Here is a 19,918-nt window from a genome sequence, read left to right as displayed (position 1 = left end):
TGATGTGCGGATTATAACGCAAAAAGGCCGTCTGAATCATTTCAGACGGCCTTTGGCATACGGGTTTTAAAAATGGAACAATACCAGGCTGACGGCAATCACTGCCATGCCCGTTGTCAGGCCATAAACGGTTTCGTGGCCGTCTGAATAGCGTTTGGCGGCCGGCAACAGCTCGTCCAACGCCAAAAACACCATCACGCCGGCTATCACGCCGAACACCGAGCCAAACACGGCAGGCGACAAAAACGGCTGCAAAACCAAATAGCCCAAAGCCGCCCCCAAAGGCTCAGCCAAGCCGGATAACAGACATGCCCATACCGTTTTCTTACGGCTTCGGGTGGCAAAATAAACCGGTGCGGCGATGGAAATGCCCTCCGGAATATTATGGATGGCAATCGCCAAGGCCAAAGGCATCCCGACCGCCGGATTTTCCAAGGTGGCAAAAAATGTCGCCAAACCTTCGGGGAAATTGTGCGCCGTAATCGCAAACGCCGCCATCATGCCGACTCGCGCGATATGGCGGCGTTTGCTTTCTTGAAACGACGGGTCTTGCGCATCTAAAGTTTCATGCGGGTTCGGCACCAGGCGGTCAATCAGCGCGATGCCGCCCATCCCGGCCAAAAATGCCATGGTCGCCGCCGCAAACGCGTGGTCTTTATCATAAATTTCAGCAAACGCCTCGCTGGATTTACTGAAAATCTCCGTCAGGGAAACATACACCATCGCACCGCCGGCAAATGCCAAACCAAACGACAACACGCGCGGATTGGGCGTTTTGGAAAACATCACCAAACCGCTGCCTAATACGGTAAACAAACCGGCAGCCAACGTGATGGAAAAGGCAACGGCCAAATTGGACATCGAAAAATCGGGCATGAGAAAACCTGCGCTAAAAGCTGGGACAGGTTCAGACTAACACTTTTTAATGCGTATGATAATAGTTATTATTTATTTTATTGATTGGATACCCGGATTTTAAAACAAAAGGCCGTCTGAAAAATGGTTTTCAGACGGCCTTTACGTTTGAAATGCCGCTAACCTTATCGCTTTCCAGCTTAAGCCTGATAGCGCGACAGGCTCAAGTCGTCGCTGCGGATTTCGGTGTCTTTGCCGCTCACGATATCGGCGGTCAATTTTGCCGAACCCAGCGACATGGTCCAGCCCAAAGTGCCGTGGCCTGTATTCAGGAACAGGTTTTCAAAACGGGTGCGCCCGATTAACGGCGTGCTGTCGGGCGTCATCGGTCGGAGGCCGCTCCAGAACAATGCCTGACTCAAATCACCGCCTTCTGGGAACAAGTCGTTGACGACCAAAGCCAAGGTTTCGCGGCGTTTTTCGGGCAGTTTGATTTCGTAGCCCGACAATTCCGCCATGCCGCCGACGCGGATTCTGTTGTCAAAGCGCGTGATGGCGACTTTGTAGCTTTCATCTAAAACGGTGGACACCGGTGCGCCGTCGGAATTTGTGACCGGCAGGGTCAAGGAATAGCCTTTGACGGGATAAATGGGCAGATTGAGATCCAACTGCGCCAACACAGTCCTGCTAAAGCAGCCGAGCGCGCAGACGAAGGCATCTGCTTCAAACCGTTCTGTTTCGGTTTCAACGGCTTTGATGCGCAGCCCGTTGTGGTCGATGCGGCGGATGGTTTGGTTGAAATGAAACTGTACGCCCTTCTCCTGACACAATTTGTATAGGTTTTCAGTGAAGAGGTGGCAGTCGCCGGTCGCATCTGCAGGCAGATGCAGGCCGCCGGCAATTTTTGCGGTAACGCGCGCCAGCGCAGGCTCGAATTCTGCGCATTCTTCGGGTTTCAGACGGCGGTAGGGCACGCCGTATCGTTCCAAAACGGCAATGTCTTGTTCTGCCGCTTTGACTTCTTTAGCCTGACGGAAAATCTGCAACGTCCCTTTTTTGCGCCCCTCAAAATTCATGCCGGTTTGCGCTTCAAAACGGCGGAACATTTCACGGCTGTATTCGGAAATCCTGACCATGCGCTCTTTATTGATTTGATAGCGCGCTGCCGTGCAGTTTTGCAGCATTTGCCACAGCCATTCGATTTGATACAGGCTGCCATCGGGGCGAAACAGCAAAGGCGGATGGCTTTTAAACAGCCATTTCAGCGCTTTGGTCGGGATGCCAGGTGCAGCCCAGGGCGTGGTATAGCCGTAAGAGAGCTGGCCTGCATTGGCAAAACTGGTTTCCATCGCCACGCCCTCGGCGCGGTCGATGACCGTTACTTCATGTCCTGCCTCTGCCAGATACCACGCGGAAGATACGCCTGCTACTCCGGCACCTAAAACAAGCACTTTCATTTTTCTCCTCCTCTGACTTTTTTCAAAACAAACTGATATCCATCGGGCCGTCTGAATATTCCGTTTCAGACGGCCTTAGATATTAATGCGGCAATTCGCCGTTTTTGATTTTTTGTTTGAAGTCGCTCGTTTCATTGACGATGACTTTAGCCATCAACAAAAGCGCAATCAGGTTGGGCAAGGCCATCAAGCCGTTAAATGTGTCCGAAGCCAGCCACACCAAATCAAGGCTCAACACGGTACCCAGCATGACGGAAGAAACATAACCCACGCGGTACAGTCCGGCAAAGCGTTCGCCGAAAACGTACACCGCGCATTTCTCGCCGTAATAACACCAGCCGAGAATGGTTGAGTAGGCAAAGAAAATCAGGCCGATGGTGACAATCCAGCCGCCGATACCGGGCAGCATTTTTTGGAAAGTGACGGTTGTCAGCGCCGCGCCGCTCAATTCAGGTTTAACAAACTCACCGCCTGCGCCGAGCAGACCCATGACCAACACGATACCGGTAATCGAACAAACGACGATGGTGTCCAAAAACGTACCGGTCATGGAAACCAAAGCCTGACGGACGGGATGGTCGGTTTTCGCAGCAGCGGCGGCAATCGGCGCAGAACCCATACCTGCCTCATTGGAGAACACACCACGTGCCACGCCGTAGCGGATTACCGTGCCGATAGCGCCGCCCGCCACTGCCTGCGCGCTGAACGCATCGGAGAAAATCAGTTTGACGGCGGGCATCAGCGCGTCAGAATTCACGACAATAATGGAAATACCGCCCACTACATAAAACACGGCCATGGCAGGCACGATAAAGGACGCGGCTTTGGCGATGCCCTTAATGCCGCCCAAAAGCACGATGGCCGTTAATACGGTCAAGGCCACGCCGGTGTAGGCAGGTTCGACACCAAAGCTGGTTTGTACTGCCTGCGCAACCGAGTTGGACTGCACCGAGCTGCCGATACCGAAGGAAGCGAATGTGCCGAACAGCGCAAATGCGACGGCCATCCATTTCCAGTTTTTGCCCAAGCCTTTTTCAATGTAATACATCGGGCCGCCGGACATTTCGCCTTTAGAATTGGTGACGCGGTATTTCACCGCCAACACGCCCTCGCCGTATTTAGTGGCCATGCCGAAAATGGCGGTCATCCACATCCAAAATACCGCGCCCGGGCCGCCGGTTACCACCGCAGTCGCCACACCGGCGATGTTACCCGTGCCGATGGTGGCAGACAGAGCGGTCATCAACGCCGCAAAATGGGAAATATCGCCTTCGTGGTCTTCACCGTCTTCATGCTTCTTTGACGGCACAAACGCCTGCTTCAGCGCATAACCCAACATGGTGAACTGCAAGCCTTTCAGCAACACGGTCAGCAAAATGCCCGTACCGACCAGCAGCATCAACATAATAGGTCCCCAGACCCAGCCGCTGATGGTTTCGAAAAAGGCTTTGAGATTGTCTAAAAACAATTGCATGGCTTTCTCCTTTGTCTGTTTTATTTTTTATGCACTACTTTTTGTAGTGTCATGTAATTTCAGCACAGAATATTCAATAAGACAATATCTTTCTTTTTAAAAAGATTTTTGAGGTTTTACCCTAAAAAGATATCTATTTAGACCGGTCAGATTGTTTACAATCCGCTAAAAATAAAGGCTGCGGCCGAGATAAAATGCCAAATGAAAGTTAACCAACCATCAATTAAGACTGCAACAATTAAAATGACACAATCGACAAATGGCACATTATTGAAAAATACAAACACGCAAATCTTGTTTAAAAAAAGCCTCAGGCCGTCTGAAAGATGGTTTTCAGACGGCCTGAGGCTTGCTATTTATATTGATAAAGTCAGGTTGATGAATGTTGCCCAAGCAACTGCGCCAACACTCGGGCAAAGCGTTCCGGCGCGCCTTCGCTGGTGTGCAAATACAGGGCGGGCTCGATGAGTTCCAATTCATTGAGCAGGAAGGTGTCGCCGACCAATGTACCGTCCACTCGGGCGTAAACCGGCATTTTCGGCAAAGCAGCCAGTACGTCTTGCGCGGCACGGATGACAAACTCGGGCGGCTCGATACCGAATACCGACACACCATAGGCCGAGTTGGCGCGCCATTCGCCTTGTGGCGGCTGACGGCGCACGGCATGGCTGAATACGCCGTTGAAAAACACCAGCGATGTTTCGCCTGCTGTTTCGATTTCGCGGATATACGGTTGAACAATCATGCCTTGCGGATAATCCGCCATGTTCACGTCCAATGCGTCCGCACAAACTTTAACCACGCCTTTGCCGCTCTGCCCAAATGCCGGCTTGATGACCGCTTCCGTCCAACCTTGTTGGTTCAGAATATCGGCCAATTTGTCTTTGTGCGCGGGAACGAACATGCTGGGAATCACTTGCGCGCCACGCGCCGCCAAATCGCACAAATAAGTCTTTTCCATATTCCAAGCCATCAGCTCGGGCGGATTGATAAAACGCTGCCCCGCCTGCTCGGCTTGTTCCAGCCATTGGCGGAAGGCTTCGGGTTCGGCGGCATAATCCCATGCGCACAAAGGAAGTAAAAACGGCGCGGACGGATGGTTTTGCCACGCATCAAATACGGTTTTCACGCCCATGCTTTCCAAGCATGCCGCCAATGTTTTCAGGTTGTCCGATGGTTCGGGATAGGTTTGGCAGGTAATGAGTGCCAAAACGGTTTGCTCGGTCATGGTTGCATCTCGTTGCTAAAACCAAAATTATATAGCGAAATCAAACCAAAAGATTTTTCAGACGGCCTGATACATGAGGCCGATTCTGATAAAATGGTCTCCCCTTTTCGTCGGAACATGCTCATGAAATCTGCTCACGTCCTTGTCTGGTTCCGCCGCAACCTACGCCTGCACGACAATGCCGCGCTTAATGCCGCCGTTGCAAGCGGTTTGCCCATCGCCTGCGTCTGGGTCAGCCAAAGGCCGTCTGAAAACCACAATCCGCGTCAAAGCCTGTTCCATTATCAAGCCGCGCAAGAGCTGCATACCCGTCTGGCGGCGCACCATATTCCTTTATATGTCGTCGCTTCCGACGAAGACCTCCTCCCCTTGGCTGCTGCGCTCAATGCCCATACCGTCATCACAGACGAAGCCTACACCGAAGCCGAAATCCGCCAAGACAACCACCTCTGGCACAATTTCGACCGAGCAGGCATTGCCCTGCAACACGCCAACGACCGCGGCATTTTGGCCAAATCCCCCCTCATGGATGCCAACGGCCTGCCCTACACCGATTTTGCCGCCTATAAACAAGCATGGTTGCAGGCTTATTCAGGACAAAGGCCGTCTGAAACCGAATTGCCTGTTCAACCCGGACAAAACGTTCCACTGTTTCCAGCCCATACCGGCGCAGTATTACCTGCCTATCAACAGGGCGGCGAAACCGCAGCCTTAACGCAATGGCACGCGTTCAAACAGAATTTGGTTCACTACCCGATTACCCAAAATTTTCCGGCACGAAAAAACACCAGCCTCCTCAATGCCTACCTGTCCGCAGGCTGCATTTCACCGCGCCTGCTGGCCGCCGAAGGATTGGCAAACCGACATTTCGAGTGGCTGGACAAACTTATTTTCCGCGACTACTGCTACCAGCTTGCCTACCACCGCCGCCTGCCCGAAACAACCGATGCTGCTCCGGTACGCGAATACTGGCGACACGGCCAAACCGGCGTACCCGTCATCGACGCCTCCATCCGCAGCCTTGAAGCCACCGGCCACTTACACCCCGTTCTCCAGCAGCTGTGCGCCCACTATTTCTGCCATGCGCTCAACCTTGACCCCAACCAAGGCATCGCGTGGACAGCCTCCGTCCAAACCGGCACCGACCCTGCGCTCAACCAAGCCAACTGGCACCTTGCCGCCCAAGACACGGCCACCGTCCGCTATGCCCACCGTTCGCACCAAATCGACCCCGACGGCAGCTACATCCGCAGTTACCTCCCCGAATTGGCGCACCTGCCGTCCACCCTCATCCACACGCCGTGGGCCGCCGCCGACGACATCGACACACACGGCTATCCCTTTCCCAAGGCCGTCTGAAACCTACGTTCACACCAAAAAACCACACTAAATACAGCTGAAAAACGTTCAAACAAAATATTTTGGTTTCAGACGGCCAAACAGATTGAATAGCCAAGATTTACACGGTAAACTTACGTCATTAAAAAATTTTATTATTTCATTACAATGAAACCCGCATTCGACATAAAAACGTCACGTTTGGACGTCTTATCCATCCATCTGCACACCGCAGATCTAACCGAATTGGAAGAATTCCTGCGCCAACTGGCAGGCCAATCCCAAGACGAATTCGTTCCCTTCATTTTAGACGTACAAGATTTCGACCATCCCGAATCCATCGATTTGGGCGGCATGATTTCCCTGTTTGCCCGTTACGGCATGCAAATTTTAGGGCTGCACCACACCAGCGACACATGGGCGGCAGCGGCGGCGCGTTACCACTTGGTCTTCAAACAAGGCAACTCCACCCAGGCAGCCGACACACAGGCAGCATCTGCTCCGCGCCAAGCACCGCAGCCGCAAGACGTACAAGCCACCGTTATCAACAATCCGACCGTATTGGTCAGCACGCCCGTGCGTACCGGCCAGCAGGTTTACGCTGAAAACGGCGACCTCATCGTTACCGGCATCGTCAGCCAAGGTGCGGAACTTATCGCCGACGGCAACATCCATATTTACGCCCCCATGCGCGGCAGAGCGTTGGCCGGTGCAAAAGGCAATACCAACGCGCGCATCTTTATCCATTCCATGCAGGCCGAATTAGTCTCCGTTGCCGGTATCTACCGCAACTTCGAGCAAGACCTGCCCGAGCATCTGCACAAAAAACCCGTACAAGTATCATTGCAAGACAACCGACTGGTTATCAGCGCAATCGACGCCGAATAAACATCAGTACTTAAAAAGGAAATATCGTGTCCAAAATCATCGTAGTAACTTCAGGTAAAGGCGGCGTAGGCAAGACCACTACCAGCGCCAGCATCGCAACCGGCCTGGCCCTGCGCGGCCACAAAACCGCCGTAATCGACTTCGACGTCGGTTTGCGCAACCTCGACCTGATTATGGGTTGCGAACGCCGCGTCGTGTATGACCTCATCAACGTCATCCAAGGCGAAGCCACACTCAACCAAGCCCTGATTAAAGACAAAAACTGCGAAAACCTCTACATCCTGCCCGCCTCGCAAACCCGCGACAAAGACGCGTTGACCCGCGACGGCGTCGACAAAGTGATGAAAGAGCTGTCCAGCAAAAAAATGGGCTTCGAGTTCATTATCTGCGACTCCCCTGCCGGTATCGAACAAGGCGCACTGATGGCGCTCTACTTTGCCGACGAAGCCATCATCACCACCAATCCGGAAGTATCCAGCGTCCGCGACTCAGACCGCATCTTAGGCATTTTGCAAAGCAAATCCCTCAAAGCCGAACAAGGCGGCACAGTTAAAGAGCACCTGCTGATTACCCGCTACTCCCCAGAGCGCGTGGCCAAAGGCGAAATGCTGTCGGTACAAGACATCTGCGACATCTTGCGCATCCCGTTGATTGGCGTGATTCCCGAATCACAAAACGTCCTGCAGGCCTCCAACGCCGGCGAACCCGTCATCCACCAAGACAATGCCGCCGCAGCCGAAGCCTACAAAGACGTTATTGCCCGCCTCTTGGGTGAAAACCGCGAAATGCGTTTCCTTGAAGCCGAGAAAAAAGGTTTCTTAAAACGACTGTTCGGAGGTTAATACATGTCACTGCTCGATATGCTGTTCGGCAGAAAGCCGAAAACCGCCACCGTCGCGCGCGACCGCCTGCAAATCATCATCGCGCAAGAACGCGCACAAGAAGGCCAAGCTCCGGATTATCTGCCGACCTTGCGCAAAGAGCTGCTGGAAGTCCTGTCCAAATACGTCAACGTATCATTGGACGACATCCGCATCTCCCAAGAGAAACAAGACGGCTTGGACGTTCTTGAGCTGAACATCACCCTGCCGGAACAAAAAAAGGCTTAACACATGACCTTGACCGAATTGCGTTACATCGTAGCCGTCGCACAAGAACGTCACTTCGGACGTGCCGCACGACGCTGCTTTGTCAGCCAGCCCACCCTCTCCATCGCCATCAAAAAGCTGGAGGAAGAGCTGTCGGTATCCCTGTTCGACCGTAGCAGCAACGACATCATCACGACCGAAGCGGGCGAGCGCATTGTCGCCCAAGCCCGCCGGGTTCTGGAAGAAGCAGAACTCATCAAGCACCTTGCCAATGAAGAGCAAAACGAATTGGAAGGCGCGTTCAAACTCGGCCTGATTTTTACCGTTGCCCCCTACCTTCTGCCCAAGCTCATTACCGCGCTGCGTGAAACCGCGCCGAAAATGCCGCTGATGCTGGAAGAGAACTATACCCACATCCTGACCGAGTCGCTCAAACGCGGCGATGTCGATGCAATCGTCGTTGCCGAACCGTTCCAAGAGCCGGGCATCGTAACCGAGCCTCTGTATGACGAACCTTTCTTCGTCATCGTTCCCAAAGGACATCACTTTGAAGAACTCGATGCCGTTACGCCTCAGCTTTTGAGCGAAGAACAAGTGTTGCTGCTGTCCGAAGGCAACTGTATGCGCGACCAAGTGTTGGCAAGCTGTTCCGAATTGGCTTCCAAGCAAAAAATCCAGGGCTTGACCAATACCCTGCAAGGCAGCTCCATCAACACCATCCGCCACATGGTTGCCAGCGGCCTGGCCATCAGCGTCATGCCGGCTACCGCATTGACCGAAAACGACCATATGCTTTTCAGCATTATCCCGTTTGAAGGTACTGCACCGCACCGCCGTGTCGTTTTGGCTTATCGCCGCAACTTTGTCCGTCCGAAAGCACTGACTGCCTTGCGCACTGCCATTTTGCAATCGCAACTGACCGGTGTAACGTTCGTCAACGAATAAACCGTAAAACAAAAGGCCGTCTGAACATTCAGACGGCCTTTTTATTTTTAACCGAATAAAGGATTAGTAGCGGGTATGAACCTGACTGCCGATAACGCCACCCAAAGCCGCACCACCCAAGGTAGAGCCGGTATCGCCACCAATCAAATTACCTGCCACGCCGCCCAATACCGCACCAGCAGCAGTGTTGCGTTGGGTTTGAGTCATATTGGCACACGCGCCCAAAGAAGCGGCCAGCATGATCAAGGTCACAGTTTTTGCAAAAGTTTTCTTCATGGTTTGATTCTCCATCAGGGGTTAAGCTGTATATGGAACAGTATGGCACAACCTTTCATTAATATATTTTCTGATAAGTAAAGACAGATTAAACTAAGATAACGCTCTTGATGAACGGTTAAATGCAAAAACAAACGGCAATTCCAAAAGAATATTTATAAATTTTAATATATCTGGCATAAAATTGCGCATACATCAACCACATTCGGTAGTGATACAATGACGACTTGTCTGAATTACCGGAAACACCCGTCATGAGTATCTACGCACTGGCACACATCATCCACGTTTATTGCGCGATTGCCTTTGTCGGCGGCGTATTTTTCGAAATGCTGGTCCTCTCCGTTTTACACACCGGCCGCGTTTCGCGCGAATCGCGCCGCGAAGTCGAACGTGCCATGTCCCATCGTGCCGTCCGCGTGATGCCGCCTGTCGTCATTACCCTGTTCATCAGCGGCATCGTGATGGTGTACAACCGCTACCTGCCGATACTGCACCACCCATTCGACAGCTCCTTCGGCATCATGCTGAGCATCAAAATCCTGTTGGCAATAAGCATTTTGGTACATTTTGCCATCGCCGTCGTCAAAATGGCACGGCATACCCTCACCGTCGGCTGGTCGAAATACATACACGCCGTCGTATTCAGCCATATGCTGTTTATCGTCTTTTTTGCCAAAGCAATGTTCTACCTGTCTTGGTAAACCTTACCCTTCCCCCACACACAAGGATTGTTTATGACCCAATACCCGTCCGTCGGCTCGCCGATGTTTTACGGCATCTTCTTTATTGCCGTCTTAATCATGATCGCCATCGATATGGTGTCGCTGAAAAAAAACGGTGCCCACAAAGTCAGCGTTAAAGAAGCCCTCGCTTGGAGCGGCATTTGGGTAGCCGTATCCTGCGCGTTTGCCGGCTGGCTCTATTTCGAACTGGCGGGCAACCCGGCTTACGGGGCCGTTGTCGCCAAAGAAAAAATCCTCGAATTCTTCACCGGCTATGTGCTTGAAAAATCCCTTGCCGTCGATAACATCTTCGTTTTCCTGATGATTTTCGGCTACTTCAAAGTTGAACCCAAATTCCAACACCGCGTCTTACTCTATGGCGTATTCGGCGCCATCGTCCTACGCGCCATCATGATCTTCATCGGTGCGGCACTGGTACAGCAATTTGAATGGATTCTCTACCTTTTCGGCGCATTCCTGCTCTATACCGGCATCCACATGATGAAACCCGAATCGGAAGAAGAGGAAGACCTTTCCCAAAACAAAATCCTGACCCTGCTCAAAAAAGTCATCCCGACCAGCCCACAGTTTGACGGTGAAAATTTCTTTACCCTTGAAAACGGCAAACGCATCGCTACGCCGCTTTTACTGGTATTAATTATGATCGAATTGAGCGACATCATCTTCGCCGTGGACAGCATTCCCGCTATTTTTGCCGTCACCACCGACCCGTTCATCGTCCTCACCTCCAACATTTTTGCCATCTTAGGCCTGCGTGCCATGTACTTTTTGCTGGCGGATTTTGCCGAACGCTTTATCTTCCTCAAATACGGCTTGGCCTTCGTATTGAGCTTTATCGGTATCAAGATGCTGATTATGCACTGGGTACATATCCCGATTTCCATTTCCCTGTCCGTCGTCTTCGGCGCACTGGGTGCATCCATCCTGACTTCTTTGGTGTACACGCGTCAGCAAGAAAAAAAATAATCCGCCGATACAAAAAGGCCGTCTGAAAAACATTTTTCAGACGGCCTTTTCAAATATCGGACACCAGCTTATTTAGCAGCATCTTTCAATTTGTCGGCAGCTTCTTGAGTTGCATCGGCAGCTTTACCCAAAGCATCTTTAGCCGCATCTTTGGCAGCGTCTTTAGCTTCACCCACAGCAGCTTTTGCATCGTCCAAAGCTTTGTCGCTGGCTTCTTTAGCACCATCGATGGCTTTACCGGTAGTTTCTTTAGCATCGGAAATTGCTTTCTCCGCAGTTTCCTTCGCATCGGCACCGGCTTCTTTAGCGTCAGAAACAGCCTGTTCAGCAGCGCCTTTAGCTTCGGAAGCAGCAGCATCAGCAGCAGAAGCCGCGTGTTCGGCAGCAGCATTTACATCAGAAGCAACGGCAGAAGCCGCTTCTTGAGTTTCCTGTTTCGCCTCTTGAGAACAAGCAGCCAAACCAGCCACCATCATCGCAGCAATCAATAATTTTTTCATGTTGTATATCCTTTGGTCTAAAAAATATCCATCAGAACTGACAGATTAGAAAATCATAACATAATTAATACTCGGAAACGGGAGAATTAACGCCAAATAACAACCGATTTACGTTTTTTGAAAAAAATTTCAAAAAAACAGTTGACGAAAAGAAACAAGCTCCCTATAATGCACAGATTATCGGGTCGTTAGCTCAGTCGGTAGAGCAGCGGACTTTTAATCCGTTGGTCGAGCGTTCGAATCGCTCACGACCCACCAAATATAAAAACCTGCTTTGAAAAAAGCAGGTTTTTTTACATCTTTATCAAACCCTTCTCCATACGATACCTCCCCTATCTTCAAAATCAAGCCATATACAGGCTTTGTCCCAATGCCGCGTATGAACGTTACCCAACGCATCACACCAGCACCAACCTACCTTTAATCAACCAAGCCCGACTCCCCCTTCCATCAACTTTTTCTAAAAACTTCCAAATACCTACCGTCAACCCACTCTAAATACTCTTGTATGCCAGACAATTTAGGCATAGACTAAAACTACATTCAACTACAACAATAGGAGAAAGTTTGATGAAACAACTGTCTATGTATATCAACGGCCGTTTTGAAACCGATTTTAACGGTACATGGCGCGATGTATTGAATCCGGCAACCGAAGAAGTCATCGCGCGTGAGCCTAAAGGCGGAAAAGCCAATGTTGACCGTGCCGTTGCCGCCGCCAGAGAGGCGCAAGCCGCATGGGAGCGTTTGCCTGCCGTTGAACGCGGCGCATACTTGCGCAAAATCGCCCAAGGCATACGCGAACGCGCCGACGAGCTGACCGACACCATTATCGCCGAAGGCGGCAAAACCAAAGACTTGGCACGCATAGAAGTCATGTTCACTGCCGACTATCTCGATTATCAAGCCGAATGGGCGCGCCGTTATGAAGGCGAAATCATCCAAAGCGACCGCCCGCGCGAAAATATTTTATTGTTCAAACGTCCTTTGGGCGTAATCGCCGGCATTTTGCCGTGGAATTTCCCCTTCTTCCTGATCGCCCGCAAAATGGGCCCGGCTTTGGTAACAGGCAATACCATCGTCGTCAAACCAAGCAGCGTTACCCCGATTAACTGCCACATCTTTGCTGAAATCGTTCATGCTTCAGGCTTACCTGCCGGCGTATTCAACGTCGTCAACGGCCCGGGCGCAGAAATCGGCAATGCCTTGGCATCACATCCGCAAGTCGATATGGTCAGCCTGACTGGTTCTGTCGATGCCGGCCGCCAAGTGATGGAAGCCGCCGCCGCCAACATCACCAAAGTCTCACTGGAACTGGGCGGCAAAGCCCCTGCCATCGTTCTGAAAGATGCCGACTTGGATCTGTCCGTCAAATCCATCTTGGCTTCACGCGTGGGCAATACCGGCCAAATCTGCAACTGCGCCGAACGCGTGTATGTCCACAGCAGCCTGAAAGACGCGTTTATCGAAAAAATGACCACAGCCATGAAAGGCGTGCGCTACGGCAACCCGGCCGAAGCCGAACCCGGCGCGCTGGAAATGGGCCCGCTGATTGAAGAGCGCGCCGTCAAAGCCGTTGCCGAAAAAGTGGAACGCGCCGTCAAACAAGGTGCGACACTGGTCTGCGGCGGCAAACGTGCCGACGGCAAAGGCTACTTCTTCGAACCTACCCTGCTGACCGATACCGACAACAGCATGGACATCATGAAAGAAGAAACCTTCGGCCCAGTCCTGCCGGTTGCCACTTTCGACACGCTCGACCAAGTCATCGCTTTGGCAAACGACAGCGAGTTCGGCCTGACCAGCTCCGTCTATACCACCAATCTGAATGAAGCGTTTTATGTAACCCGCCGCCTGCGTTTCGGCGAAACCTACATCAACCGCGAAAACTTCGAAGCCATGCAGGGCTTCCATGCCGGTTGGAAAAAATCAGGTATCGGCGGCGCCGACGGTAAACACGGTTTGGAAGAATATCTGCAAACTCAAGTTGTTTATTTGGAAACCGATATCTAACTGCCAATACTGCCCTTCATGAAGCAAAAGGCCGTCTGAAGCTGATTTTTCAGGTTTCAGACGGCCTTTCTGCCTTTATAGAAAAAAATACCGACATCGCGTAAAATAGAGCCAATTTTTCACTTTATTCAGGCCGTCTGAACACATGGGCAGCCTGACTTATTTTTCCGGAAAACACCATGAGCGAACAAAACAATCCTCAAATCGAGCCGCAGTTGGACGAAAACCAAATCATCGCCCTGCGCCGCGAAAAACTGCACAACATCCGCAAAGAACGCAACGCTTACCCTAACGATTTCAAACGCGACAGCTTTGCCGCCGACCTGCATACCCAATACGGCGAAATCAGCAAAGAAGAACTCGACCCGCAAGGCATTCCCGTCAAAGTGGCCGGCCGTATGATGCTCAAACGTCAAATGGGCAAAGCCAGCTTCGCCACCATTCAAGACGTAACCGGTCAAATCCAGCTTTATCTGAACAACAAAGGCGTGAGCCAAGAAGTTTTAGACGACTTCAACCACTGGGACTTGGGCGACATCGTCGGCGCGGAAGGCACTTTGTTCAAAACCAACCACGGTGAATTGACCGTGCGCGTATCCAACATCCGCCTGCTGTCCAAATCCCTGCGCCCTCTGCCGGACAAACACAAAGGCTTGAGCGATCAGGAAACCAAATACCGTCAACGCTACGTCGATTTGATTGCCAACGAAGAATCGCGCAATACCTTCATCAAACGCAGCCAAATCATCCAATCCGTGCGCAATTTCATGGTGAACGAGCATTATCTCGAAGTTGAAACCCCGATGATGCACCCGATTCCTGGCGGTGCGACGGCGAAACCCTTCGTGACCCACCACAACGCTTTGGACATCCCGCTCTACCTGCGCATCGCGCCCGAGCTGTACCTGAAACGCTTGGTTGTCGGCGGTTTGGAACGCGTGTTTGAAATCAACCGCAGCTTCCGCAACGAAGGCATGTCCGTGCGCCACAACCCCGAATTCACCATGATTGAATTCTACGAAGCCTTCTCCGACTACGAACGCATGATGCAAATGGCGGAAGACATCATCCGCAACGCTTCCCGCGCGGTGAACGGCACGGCAAAAATCAGCTACAACGGCAAAGAAGTCGATTTGGAAAGCCAGTTTGAGCGCCTGACCATTCTCGAAGCCATCAAGAAATACAATCCGCACTACACCGACGAGCAGTTAAATGATGAAGAATGGCTGAAAAAAGAAATCGTCAAGCACGGCGAAAGCCTGCCGCCGTCCCCCGGCATCGGCAGCCTGCAACTGGCCCTATTTGAAGGTTGCGCCGAGGGCAAACTGTGGAACCCGACTTTCATCATCGACTACCCTGTCGAAGTGTCGCCATTGGCACGTGCATCCGACAGCAAACCGGGTTTAACCGAACGCTTCGAGCTTTTCGTTGTCGGCCGTGAGCTGGCAAACGGCTATTCCGAGTTGAACGATCCGGAAGACCAAGCCGAACGCTTTAAAGCGCAAGTGGCACAAAAAGACGCCGGCGACGACGAAGCTATGCACTACGATGCCGACTACATCCGCGCGATGGAATTCGGCCTGCCGCCGACAGGCGGTTGCGGTATCGGCATCGACCGCTTGGTAATGTTGCTGACCGATTCGCAAACCATCCGCGACGTGATTCTGTTCCCGCAAATGCGTCCCGAATAACGCATTGAAATAAAATCAAGGCCGTCTGAAAACAAGACTCTGTTTTCAGACGGCCTTTTTGTTCAAATATGTAAAACGGCAGAATTCAAATCGATAAATCCTTTACACCATAATAATAAAATTCCATGATAATCAAAAAGATAATATAAAAAAGAATATGTAAACGTTTTTCAGTTTGTTGACAGTCTGCTAGAATACATCCAGTTACAGACAGCCCTCACACACAGGCCGTCTGAAAATTCAGAAACTCTGAAAGGTTTGTATGGATCAATTTTTCGAACAGCTTCACGGCTGGGTAAACGCCATCAACGACCCAATGTGGTCGGGATTGGTATATATGCTTTTAGGCGCAGGCCTATTTTTCACCATTACCACCGGTTTTGTACAATTCCGCCTCTTCGGCCGCAGTATCAAAGAAATGCTGGGCGGCCGCAAACAAGGTGATGATCCGCACGGAATCACACCGTTCCAAGCATTCGTTACCGGCTTGGCCAGCCGCGTAGGCGTAGGCAACATCGCCGGTGTGGCGATTGCCATCAAACTCGGCGGGCCGGGCGCGGTATTCTGGATGTGGGTAACTGCCTTAATCGGCATGAGTTCGGCGTTCGTCGAATCTTCACTGGCCCAACTCTTTAAAGTCCGGGACTACGACAACCACCACTTCCGCGGCGGTCCTGCCTACTACATAACTCAAGGCCTGGGACAAAAATGGCTGGGCATTTTGTTCGCCCTGAGCCTGATTTTCTGTTTCGGCTTTGTATTTGAAGCCGTACAGACCAATACCATCGCCGATACCACCAAAGCGGCATGGGGCTGGGATCAACACTATGTCGGTGTCGCCCTGGTCATTCTGACTGCCCCGATTATCTTCGGCGGTATCCGTCGCGTATCTAAAGCCGCGGAAATTATCGTTCCGCTGATGGCGGTTTTATATCTCGTCATAGCACTCTTCATCATTGCTACCAATATTTCCCTGATTCCTGACGTGTTCGGTCAGATTTTCTCCAACGCGTTCAACTTCGATTCGGCTGCAGGCGGTTTCCTCGGCGGTCTGATTTCGACCACCATGATGCAGGGTATCAAACGCGGCCTGTATTCCAATGAGGCGGGTATGGGTTCCGCGCCGAACGCCGCAGCCGCAGCCGAAGTGAAACACCCCGTCTCCCAAGGCATGATTCAAATGCTGGGCGTTTTCGTCGATACCATCATCGTCTGCTCATGCACCGCCTTTATCGTCTTGACCTATCAACAGCCTTACGGCGACCTGAGCGGTGCGGCGCTGACCCAAGCGGCAATCGTCAGCCAGGTAGGCGAATGGGGAGCGGGCTTCCTTGCTGCCATCCTGTTTATGTTTGCCTTTTCAACCGTTATCGGCAACTATGCCTATGCCGAGTCCAACGTCCAATTCATCAAGAGCCATTGGCTGGTTACCGCCGTTTTCCGTATGCTGGTTTTGGCATGGGTCTACTTCGGTGCAGTTGCCAACGTACCCTTGGTATGGGATATGGCAGACATGGCCATGGGCATCATGGCATGGATTAACCTCGTTGCCATCCTGCTCCTGTCCCCACTTGCCTTCCTGCTGTTGAAAGACTACACAGCCAAGCTGAAAATGGGCAAAGACCCAGAGTTCAAACTCTCCGAACACCCTGGCTTGAAACGCAAAATCAAATCCGATATCTGGTAAAACCAAAGGCCGTCTGAAACTTCAGACGGCCTTTTTAATCCCTGCCATTTAGACAAAACGATGCCCCTTAAAGCAGGAGCCTTAAGGGGCAGAGCGTTGCGGCACATCCTTTCAGACGGCCTTATTGTAGCAACGTTTCTCATTTCGCAGTGCAACAATATGGACGAATTCTAATTCCAAATCGGCACCCAGTCAAGCATTTCATTTGCATGTTAATACTTACCTAGGATATATTTATACTTGCCAAACATCACATTACGGAGAAACTGATGACTGCATTCAAACCCAATCCAATCAACTACATCCTCGGCCTCGATATCGGCATCGCATCCGTTGGCTGGGCAATGGTAGAAATTGATGAAGAAGAAAACCCCACCCGCCTGATTGATTTAGGCGTACGCGTATTTGAGCGTGCGGAAGTACCGAAAACAGGCGACTCTCTCGCAGCAGCGAGACGCTTGGCACGCAGCGTCCGCCGCCTGACCCGCCGTCGCGCCCACCGCCTGCTTCGGGCCCGCCGCCTATTGAAACGCGAAGGCGTATTACAAGCCGCCGATTTTGATGAAAACGGCTTGATCAAATCCTTGCCGAATACACCATGGCAACTTCGCGCAGCCGCATTAGACCGCAAACTGACGCCTTTGGAGTGGTCGGCAGTCTTGTTGCATTTAATCAAACACCGCGGTTATTTGTCGCAAAGAAAAAACGAGGGCGAAACTGCCGACAAGGAACTTGGCGCTTTACTCAAAGGCGTAGCCGACAATGCCCATGCCTTACAAACAGGCAATTTCCGCACACCGGCTGAATTGGCTTTAAATAAATTTGAGAAAGAAAGCGGCCATATCCGCAACCAGCGCGGTGATTATTCGCATACGTTCAGCCGCAAAGATTTGCAGACAGAGCTGAATTTACTGTTTGAAAAACAAAAAGAATTCGGCAATCCGCATGTTTCAGACGGCCTTAAAGAAGGTATTGAAACCCTGCTGATGGCGCAACGCCCTGCCCTGTCCGGCGATGCCATTCAAAAAATGTTGGGGCATTGCACCTTCGAACCGACAGAGCCGAAAGCCGCTAAAAACACCTACACAGCCGAACGTTTCATCTGGCTGACCAAGCTGAACAACCTGCGTATTTTAGAGCAAGGCAGCGAGCGGCCGTTGACCGATACCGAACGCACCATGCTTATGGACGAGCCATACAGAAAATCCAAATTAACTTACGCACAAGCCCGTAAGCTTTTGAATCTAGACGATACGGCATTCTTCAAAGGCTTGCGTTACGGCAAAGACAATGCCGAAGCCTCAACACTGATGGAAATGAAGGCTTACCACGCCATCAGCCGTGCGCTGGAAAAAGAAGGATTGAAAGACAAAAAATCCCCATTAAACCTTTCTTCCGAATTACAAGATGAAATCGGCATGGCATTCTCCCTATTCAAAACCGATGAAGACATTACAGGCCGTCTGAAAGACCGTGTACAGCCCGAAATCTTAGAAGCGCTGTTGAAACACATCAACTTCGACAAGTTCGTCCAAATTTCCTTGAAAGCATTGCGCCGAATTGTGCCTCTAATGGAGCAAGGCAAACGTTACAATGAAGCCTGCGCTGAAATCTACGGAGACCATTACGGCAAGAAAAATGCGGAAGAAAAGATTTATCTGCCGCCCATCCCTGCCGACGAAATCCGCAACCCAGTCGTCTTGCGCGCCTTATCTCAAGCCAGAAAAGTCATTAACGGCGTGGTTCGGCGTTACGGCTCCCCTGCACGTATCCATATTGAAACGGCAAGAGAAGTAGGTAAATCGTTTAATGTAAGCCGCCGCCGACTTTTGCACTTTGTTGCAGTAACTTTTGCACTCTAGGATTTGCGAAAGTTTCGCCAGCTTTTGCACTATATTGGATGATGAGAAATAAGAAAAGCGACGATACCGTCGCTTTTCATTTTACCAATTACATACGACCAATTCTCCACTGGCTTTACCAGTTTTATTTCTTCCGACTGTATAAGCCAATTCAAGTTGAGTGATACGGAAATCTTTAAACAATTCCCTAATATCAGGGTGGTCATTAATGGATAACATGACCTTACCCTTACTCTCTGCCATTACCTTGGCCAGTAATTCATACTGCGCCCAGTCAAATGATTGATCATAGCCTGCGAGCTCCCAATATGGTGGATCGGCGTAAAAGAAAGTGTGCTCACGGTCATATCGCTTAAAGCAACGATCCCACGGTTCGTTTTCCACATAAACACCTTTTAAACGGTCTTTAGCAGCCTTTAATTTGGCTTCAACTTGCGACGCATCCCACGCTTTTGACGTGGTGGCTGTCCCAAAATGTTGGTGAACGGTTTTACCGCCGAAGGCGTTGTGTTGCAAGTAGAAGAACCGAGCGGCACGCTGAATATCTGTCATGCAATCAGGTGGTGTGCTTTGCAGGCGGGCAAATACCTCGCGACTGGTCAACGTCCATTCGAACTGGCGGACGAACTCGTCGAAATGGTGTTGTACCACACGATAGAGATTGATGAGCTGTCCATTGATGTCGTTAAGTACCTCTACTTTAGCAGGCGTTTGGCGCATAAAGAACAACGCCGCGCCACCGGAAAACAACTCGACATAGCAAGAATGCTCGGGGAACATGGGCAAAAGATGTTTTGCTAAACGACGTTTGCCACCCATCCAGGGGATAATAGGTAATGTTTGTTGCATTTTTTGCATCATATATACTCCTAAATTATGGCATTCGCGATGCTCTAAATCAGAT

General features: G+C 51.2%; 17 protein-coding genes, 1 tRNA gene and 1 pseudogene. 12 read left to right on the top strand and 7 right to left on the bottom strand.

The genetic code is table 11. The annotated features are described in order from the left end of the window. Window positions 1-66 precede the first annotated feature (66 nt). The 4 genes from zupT to HMPREF2596_RS09955 all read right to left on the bottom strand — a co-directional run bounded on the left by zupT (window position 67) and on the right by HMPREF2596_RS09955 (window position 5,014). Window positions 67-876, bottom strand: coding sequence for a zinc transporter ZupT (gene zupT / locus HMPREF2596_RS09970; protein WP_002224778.1), 810 nt, complete (start codon window positions 874-876; stop codon window positions 67-69). A gap of 179 nt (window positions 877-1,055) precedes the next feature. Then, window positions 1,056-2,312 (bottom strand): D-amino acid dehydrogenase, encoded by a 1,257-nt coding sequence (locus HMPREF2596_RS09965; protein WP_070850926.1) that lies wholly within the window; start codon window positions 2,310-2,312, stop codon window positions 1,056-1,058. 82 nt (window positions 2,313-2,394) lie between these two features. Further along, window positions 2,395-3,786, bottom strand: coding sequence for an alanine/glycine:cation symporter family protein (locus tag HMPREF2596_RS09960; RefSeq protein WP_070850925.1), 1,392 nt, complete (start codon window positions 3,784-3,786; stop codon window positions 2,395-2,397). Window positions 3,787-4,156: 370 nt separating this feature from the next. Further along, window positions 4,157-5,014 (bottom strand): ATP-grasp domain-containing protein, encoded by an 858-nt coding sequence (locus HMPREF2596_RS09955; protein WP_070850924.1) that lies wholly within the window; start codon window positions 5,012-5,014, stop codon window positions 4,157-4,159. Between the two features lie 123 nt (window positions 5,015-5,137). Here HMPREF2596_RS09955 and HMPREF2596_RS09950 point away from each other — a divergent pair, with 123 nt between their 5' ends. From HMPREF2596_RS09950 to HMPREF2596_RS09930, 5 genes are all read left to right on the top strand, one after another. Further along, a complete protein-coding gene (locus tag HMPREF2596_RS09950) occupies window positions 5,138-6,373 on the top strand; it encodes an FAD-binding domain-containing protein (RefSeq protein WP_070850923.1) in 1,236 nt (411 codons plus the stop codon). Window positions 6,374-6,520: 147 nt separating this feature from the next. Then, window positions 6,521-7,240: a septum site-determining protein MinC gene (minC, locus tag HMPREF2596_RS09945; protein WP_063069254.1), complete on the top strand. Its 720-nt coding sequence runs from the start codon at window positions 6,521-6,523 to the stop codon at window positions 7,238-7,240. Between the two features lie 26 nt (window positions 7,241-7,266). Beyond that, complete coding sequence (gene minD, locus HMPREF2596_RS09940) at window positions 7,267-8,082, top strand: septum site-determining protein MinD (RefSeq protein ID WP_070850922.1); 816 nt, start codon at window positions 7,267-7,269, stop codon at window positions 8,080-8,082. A gap of 3 nt (window positions 8,083-8,085) precedes the next feature. Continuing rightward, window positions 8,086-8,349, top strand: coding sequence for a cell division topological specificity factor MinE (gene minE / locus HMPREF2596_RS09935; protein WP_003680625.1), 264 nt, complete (start codon window positions 8,086-8,088; stop codon window positions 8,347-8,349). 3 nt (window positions 8,350-8,352) lie between these two features. Next, on the top strand, window positions 8,353-9,273 hold the full coding sequence (locus tag HMPREF2596_RS09930; RefSeq protein WP_003749313.1) for a hydrogen peroxide-inducible genes activator: 921 nt from the start codon (window positions 8,353-8,355) through the stop codon (window positions 9,271-9,273). A 63-nt stretch (window positions 9,274-9,336) separates the two neighbouring features. Here the strand turns inward: HMPREF2596_RS09930 and HMPREF2596_RS09925 are convergent, their stop codons facing one another. Further along, the gene (locus tag HMPREF2596_RS09925) at window positions 9,337-9,549 is read right to left on the bottom strand and encodes a glycine zipper 2TM domain-containing protein (RefSeq protein WP_003684747.1); all 213 of its coding nucleotides are present in this window, start codon (window positions 9,547-9,549) and stop codon (window positions 9,337-9,339) included. Between the two features lie 254 nt (window positions 9,550-9,803). Between HMPREF2596_RS09925 and HMPREF2596_RS09920 the strand changes: the two genes are divergently transcribed. Further along, window positions 9,804-10,253, top strand: a complete 450-nt coding sequence (locus tag HMPREF2596_RS09920; RefSeq protein WP_070850921.1) for a CopD family copper resistance protein — start codon at window positions 9,804-9,806, stop codon at window positions 10,251-10,253. A 33-nt stretch (window positions 10,254-10,286) separates the two neighbouring features. Then, the gene (locus tag HMPREF2596_RS09915) at window positions 10,287-11,261 is read left to right on the top strand and encodes a TerC family protein (protein ID WP_070850920.1); all 975 of its coding nucleotides are present in this window, start codon (window positions 10,287-10,289) and stop codon (window positions 11,259-11,261) included. 68 nt (window positions 11,262-11,329) lie between these two features. Here HMPREF2596_RS09915 and HMPREF2596_RS09910 read toward each other — a convergent pair whose 3' ends face one another. Then, a complete protein-coding gene (locus HMPREF2596_RS09910) occupies window positions 11,330-11,761 on the bottom strand; it encodes an Ag473 family lipoprotein (RefSeq protein ID WP_003749309.1) in 432 nt (143 codons plus the stop codon). Window positions 11,762-11,943: 182 nt separating this feature from the next. On the opposite strand from HMPREF2596_RS09910, the gene HMPREF2596_RS09905 reads away from it, so the two are divergent. From HMPREF2596_RS09905 to cas9, 5 genes and pseudogenes are all read left to right on the top strand, one after another. After that, window positions 11,944-12,019 (top strand) — tRNA-Lys (locus tag HMPREF2596_RS09905). A gap of 312 nt (window positions 12,020-12,331) precedes the next feature. Continuing rightward, window positions 12,332-13,774, top strand: a complete 1,443-nt coding sequence (gene aldA, locus HMPREF2596_RS09900; protein ID WP_070850919.1) for an aldehyde dehydrogenase — start codon at window positions 12,332-12,334, stop codon at window positions 13,772-13,774. A 179-nt stretch (window positions 13,775-13,953) separates the two neighbouring features. Then, the gene (gene lysS / locus HMPREF2596_RS09895) at window positions 13,954-15,465 is read left to right on the top strand and encodes a lysine--tRNA ligase (RefSeq protein WP_070850918.1); all 1,512 of its coding nucleotides are present in this window, start codon (window positions 13,954-13,956) and stop codon (window positions 15,463-15,465) included. A gap of 262 nt (window positions 15,466-15,727) precedes the next feature. Then, the gene (locus HMPREF2596_RS09890) at window positions 15,728-17,152 is read left to right on the top strand and encodes an alanine/glycine:cation symporter family protein (protein WP_049323414.1); all 1,425 of its coding nucleotides are present in this window, start codon (window positions 15,728-15,730) and stop codon (window positions 17,150-17,152) included. Window positions 17,153-17,421: 269 nt separating this feature from the next. Further along, window positions 17,422-18,960, top strand: a pseudogene (gene cas9 / locus HMPREF2596_RS09885) (type II CRISPR RNA-guided endonuclease Cas9); the annotation flags it as partial. A 135-nt stretch (window positions 18,961-19,095) separates the two neighbouring features. On the opposite strand, the gene HMPREF2596_RS09880 reads toward cas9, so the two are convergent. Then, entirely contained in the window at window positions 19,096-19,875 is a 780-nt protein-coding gene (locus HMPREF2596_RS09880; protein WP_083325020.1) for a DNA adenine methylase, read from the bottom strand. Window positions 19,876-19,918: the final 43 nt, after the last annotated feature.

The sequence above is a fragment of the Neisseria sp. HMSC078C12 genome, assembly GCF_001838065.1.
Classification (GTDB): Bacteria; Pseudomonadota; Gammaproteobacteria; order Burkholderiales; family Neisseriaceae; genus Neisseria.
The sequence above is the reverse complement of the archived record's forward strand: the minus strand, read 5'-3'. Positions and strand labels throughout refer to the sequence as shown.